Source organism: Albidovulum sp. (assembly GCF_008933605.1).
GTDB lineage: Bacteria > Pseudomonadota > Alphaproteobacteria > Rhodobacterales > Rhodobacteraceae > Albidovulum.
Window position 1 is genome coordinate 1 of record NZ_WBUS01000201.1, and the last position, 4685, is coordinate 4685.

The 4685-nt window shown below is 69.8% G+C and carries 7 protein-coding genes; 4 read left to right on the top strand and 3 right to left on the bottom strand.

Annotated elements, in window-relative coordinates; genetic code table 11:
- The 3 genes from F9K34_RS17115 to F9K34_RS17125 form a co-directional block, all read left to right on the top strand.
- Positions 1-644: NAD(P)H-quinone oxidoreductase (locus F9K34_RS17115; protein WP_291338326.1), on the top strand; the 644-nt coding region annotated here is incomplete at its 5' end.
- A gap of 173 nt (positions 645-817) precedes the next feature.
- Complete coding sequence (gene parA, locus F9K34_RS17120; RefSeq protein WP_291338327.1) at positions 818-1450, top strand: ParA family partition ATPase; 633 nt, start codon at positions 818-820, stop codon at positions 1448-1450.
- A 66-nt stretch (positions 1451-1516) separates the two neighbouring features.
- Entirely contained in the window at positions 1517-1843 is a 327-nt protein-coding gene (locus tag F9K34_RS17125) for an antibiotic biosynthesis monooxygenase family protein (RefSeq protein WP_291338328.1), read from the top strand.
- A gap of 36 nt (positions 1844-1879) precedes the next feature.
- On the opposite strand, the gene F9K34_RS17130 is transcribed toward F9K34_RS17125, so the two are convergent.
- Complete coding sequence (locus F9K34_RS17130) at positions 1880-2440, bottom strand: hypothetical protein (RefSeq protein ID WP_291338329.1); 561 nt, start codon at positions 2438-2440, stop codon at positions 1880-1882.
- Positions 2441-2681: 241 nt separating this feature from the next.
- On the opposite strand from F9K34_RS17130, the gene F9K34_RS17135 reads away from it, so the two are divergent.
- Entirely contained in the window at positions 2682-2993 is a 312-nt protein-coding gene (locus F9K34_RS17135) for a zf-TFIIB domain-containing protein (RefSeq protein ID WP_291338330.1), read from the top strand.
- A 6-nt stretch (positions 2994-2999) separates the two neighbouring features.
- Here F9K34_RS17135 and F9K34_RS17140 read toward each other — a convergent pair whose 3' ends face one another.
- On the bottom strand, positions 3000-3782 hold the full coding sequence (locus F9K34_RS17140; protein ID WP_291338331.1) for a DUF6782 family putative metallopeptidase: 783 nt from the start codon (positions 3780-3782) through the stop codon (positions 3000-3002).
- A gap of 67 nt (positions 3783-3849) precedes the next feature.
- Positions 3850-4638 (bottom strand): formate/nitrite transporter family protein, encoded by a 789-nt coding sequence (locus tag F9K34_RS17145; RefSeq protein ID WP_291338332.1) that lies wholly within the window; start codon positions 4636-4638, stop codon positions 3850-3852.
- Positions 4639-4685: the final 47 nt, after the last annotated feature.

Sequence of the window (4685 nt, forward strand, 5' to 3'; positions counted from 1 at the left end):
GCATGGCCCTGCGCGAGGCCGCCTGCCTGCCGGAGACCTGTTTCACCGTCTGGTCGAACGTCGTGATGCGCGGCGGCCTCAGGGCAGGCGAGCGCTTCCTCGTTCATGGCGGATCCTCCGGCATCGGCACGACGGCGATCCAGATCGCCCATGCGCTCGGGGCGCGGGTGTTCGCCACCGCCGGCTCGGCGGAAAAATGCGCGGCCTGCGAGGCGCTCGGCGCGGAGCGGGCGATCAACTATCGTGAGGAGGATTTCGTCGCCGTCCTGACCGGGGCGGGCGGCGCCGACGTGATCCTCGACATGGTCGGCGGCGACTACATCGCGCGGAACCTGCGCGCACTGGCCGAGGACGGGCGGCTGGTGCAGATCGCCTTCCTTCAGGGCCCGAAGGCCGAGATCAACTTCGCCCCTCTGATGATGCGGCGCCAGACGATCACCGGATCGACGCTGCGCCCGCAGAGCGACCTCGCCAAGGCGCGAATCGCCGAGGCGCTTTCGACCCATGTCTGGCCGATGATCGAGGCCGGACAGCTTGCCCCGGTGATGGATTCGGAGTTCCCGCTGGAGGCGGCGGCCGAGGCGCACAGGCGAATCGAAAGCTCGGGCCACATCGGCAAGATCGTCCTGAAGGTTGGCGGCTGACCCTTATCGCCGGCGCGACATGGTGGCGCGGGGAATGATGGCAGGCTGCGCAAGTGCCGCCGCGGCCAGCGTTTCTCTCGGTGCGGCACCGCTGCGGTCCTGTGGCGCTTCCATCGTGCATCCCTGCCGTGACCACGCTATGCTGCGGCGCAGCGAATAGCGGAGGACGCGCCATGCCCGGGAAAGTGATCACCATTGCCCAGCAGAAGGGCGGCTCGGGCAAGACCACGCTGGCCGTCAATCTTGCCGCCGAGTGCATCAGGCGCGGCATGACTGTTGCGCTTCTCGACACCGATCCGCAGGGCTCGCTCGGCCGCTGGTTCATGACCCGGCGCGACCGGCTCGGCGGGGCGGGGCTGGAGTTCTCCACCTCCTCGGCCTGGGGCGTTTCATATGAGTGCGAGAAGCTGAAGAAGAGCGTCGATCTCGTCATCGTGGACACGCCGCCCAAGGTCGATGCCGACCTGAGGCCGGCGCTGCGCGAGGCCGATCTGGTGCTGATCCCCGTCGCCGCCTCGCATGTCGACCTCTGGGCGACGGACGGGGTCCTCGACCTCGCCGGGCGCGAACGCAAGGCGGCGTGGATCGTCCTCAACCGCACGCGTGCGGGGACGCGGCTCGGCGACGAGGTGGCGGCGGCGGCGGCGGAACTGACAGCCGGCGTGGCGGAGGCGCAGCTCGGCAACCGGGTGGTCTATGCCGAGACGCTGGGCCAGGGACTCGGCGCGGTCGAATCCGGCCACCGGGCGGCCCGCGCCGAGGTCGCGGCGCTGGCCGACGAGGTGTTGCGGCTCCTGGACGCCTGAGCCTGTTTACAGGGCTTCGCCGCGGCGCGATAGTCGAGGGGCGCGCGCCTGTTTCGGAGGAGAGAGATGCCCGAGATTTCCAAGGATTTCGGCGGCCAGACCGTCATCACCACCTTCGAGATGACGCCAGGCACGGCGCATGACCTGATGGACGCGCTGAAGGACGCCTACGCGAACTTCATCCGTCTTCAGCCGGGCTTCATCGCTGCCGGGCTGCACATGAACGATGCACAGACCCGCATCGCCAATTATTCCCAGTGGCGCCGCCGCGAGGATTTCCAGGCGATGCTGCGCACGCCCGAGATGCGCGAGAGGAACCGCAAGATCGCGGCGCTGTGCTCGCGCTTCGAGCCGGTCATGTACGAGGTGGTGGACGTCGCACGGCCGGCCTGAGAGGCCGGCCGCGGGGTCTTGCCTGTAGTCGGATGATCAGGCCCGGCGCCGGCGGCGCAGCGCGGCGAGCAGGCCAAGGCCGCCGAGCAGCATCGGCGCCCCGGCCGCGACCGGGATCGGCGACACACGCACGTTGTCGATGGCGAACTGGGTGTTCACGGTCGGAAAGGTCGTGTCGAGGAAGGTGATCGACGAAAAGGCGATCGTCGACTGGATGCCGAAGAAGGTCGTGCCGCCGGTGATCGTCGCGGCGTGGATGCCGTCGAGGAGGACGTTGGCGATCTCTCCGGCGGAAAGGTTGGCGAAGCTGGCGGCGAAAGCAGTCACGCGGGTCGAGAAGACGAGCGTGGTGAATTGCCGTGCCGGGTTCGTGCCGCCGCCGGCAATGCCCTGGAGCCGGTTGTTGTTGAAGCTGCGGGAGCCCAGAATCTGCTGGATCGCCGTTCCGTTCAGCGTACCTCCGTCGAAGGTCTCCGAGACCGAGGAGGGTGCGCCGAGCGCGGTGTCGTAGGACGCCAGGTTGCCGAAGGTGACGGTGGCGGCCTCGGAAGCCGGGGCCGCGAGCAGGGCGGCTGCGAGAGCGAGGGGGCGGATCATGACGTGGTCCTTCTCTCTGTCCCCCCAAGGTTGAGGGGCGGGTGAAATCGTTAATGTTGCTGGTTGGTTAACGATGGATTGCGGCAGATTCGGGGCAGCTTTGCGGCCCTGGCGCGGCTCGCGCCCTCCGCCCGATATCCGCCGCGGGGCGGCGCCATCCCGCCCGATGCTCCGCATGGGGTTTGCGCGGGACCTTGGCGCTTCCCATATCGCAGGCAACGCAAGCGACGGAGAGGCGACGATGCAGTGCCCGATGGATGGAACCGAACTTCAGATGATGGACCGGCAGGGGGTGGAGATCGACTATTGCCCGAAATGCCGGGGTGTCTGGCTCGACCGGGGCGAACTCGACAAGATCATCGACCGCTCGGCGCCGTCGGTGGCCCTGGCCGAACCGGCGCGCGAAGCGCCGCGCAGGACCGAGGGGCCGCGCGAGGAGTCGCGGCGGCGGGACGACAGGGACCAGTACCGCGACGATGACGACCGCTACAGCCACGGCCGGCCCTATCGCAAGCGCAAGAGCTTCCTGAGCGAGATCTTCGACTTCGACTGAGAGGGGTCATTCCGGCGGCGTGCAGGCGTAGGCTGTGCCGTCGGGAAGGCGGCAGAGGCCGGTGAAATAGTCCTCGGGCAGGGGCGCGTAGCTCCTCAGCCGCTTGGTCTCGTCAAGCGCGTCGAGATAGGCCGCGCAACTCGACAGCCGGTAGGTCTCCACCCGCCAGGGCGAGGTGAACCAGGCCTCGAAGGCCATCGCGACGGCTTCCTCCGACGGGGTGCCGTGCCGCACGCTCTCGGCGAAGACGGCGCCGATGTCGGCATATTCCTTCAGCCGCGCGATGGCCTCCCATGCCTCGGCCTGCCCGGCCGCCTTCAGCTGCCAGGCGTAGTAGGTGGCCACCGCCTGCGCGTCGGCCTCGACCATGTAGGTGAAACGCGTGATCTCCTTCAGGTCGAAGTCGGTCGAGGGGCAGAATCCGCGGCCGTACTGGTCGAGGTGGCGCAACTCGTGCACGAGGATCAGGAGGCGCTCGCCGAAGTCGAGGCCGGCGCTGAGTTCGATGAGGTTGCGGTCGGCGTTGTAGGCGCCGCGAACCGTCGTCGGCCGGTCCTCGATGCAGAGCGCGGTGCCCGCCGCGGCGAGGACGCTGAGGAGCGGGTCGGGCGCCGGATCGAGCGCCTCGAGCGCGGCGATCAGGTCGCGCGCGGACCGCTGCGCCCCGGTCTCCGCCCGCTCGTAGGGCGGCACGAGGCAGAGCGCGGCGGCGTCCGGGTGCCAGCCGGCCAGATCGCCGCCCGAGGCGGGTGGTGCGAGGAGGAGGGCGAGGGCGGCGAGGCGGCGCATGGGCCGACACTAGCGGGCCACGGCGAGTGGGGCAAAGCCCCCGTCGCGGTGGCGGATCCCAGGGCGGTCAGCGGCCCGTCGGGCCGAGATAGGCGAAGCGGTAGGCCAGCGCCACGCCGCCCGCGCCGCCGAGGATGTTGCCGAGCGTGACCCAGAGGAGGTTCGCGGTCGCCGCCGCCAGGTCGGCCGGCGTCCCCGCCGCCCAGCCCAGCGGGAAGAAGAACATGTTGGCGACGGAGTGTTCGAGGCCGAGGAGCACGAAGGCGCTGATCGGCCAGAGGATCGCGAGAATCTTGCCCGTCGCGGTGCGCGCCGCGAAGGTGAGCCAGACGGCGAGGCAGACGAGCGCGTTGCAGAGAACTCCGCGCACGAGGGCCTCGACGGGCGGCAGCGCGCCCTTGGCCGCCGCGATCTTCGCCGCCGTCGCGCCCATGGGGCCGTCAAGAAGGCCGGAGAGCCCGAAGGCGACCGCGAGCCCCGCCGCGCCGATCAGGTTGCCGGCATAGACGATGCCCCAGTTGCGCAGGAGTTGACGCGCGCTGATCCTGCCGTCCACCGCCGCCATCACCATGAGCGCGTTGCCGGTGAAAAGCTCGGCGCCGCCGACGATGACGAGGATCAGGCCGAGCGAGAAGACGAGGCCGCCAAGGAGCCGCGCCGGGCCATAGGCGGTGTCGGCTCCGGTCATCACCATGGTGTAGGCCGCCGCGCCGAAGCCGATGAAGGCGCCGGCGAGAAGCGCGAGGACGAACATCTGCGCCGCCGGCAGCGCGGCCTTGGCCACGCCCGCGCCCTCGATCAGGCGGGCGATCTCGGCGGGGCGGTAGGCGTCGCCTTGGGCGGGCATCTCGGTCATGGGCCGGAGGATAGCGGAAGCGCGGCGTGAGGGAAGGGGGTGTGGGT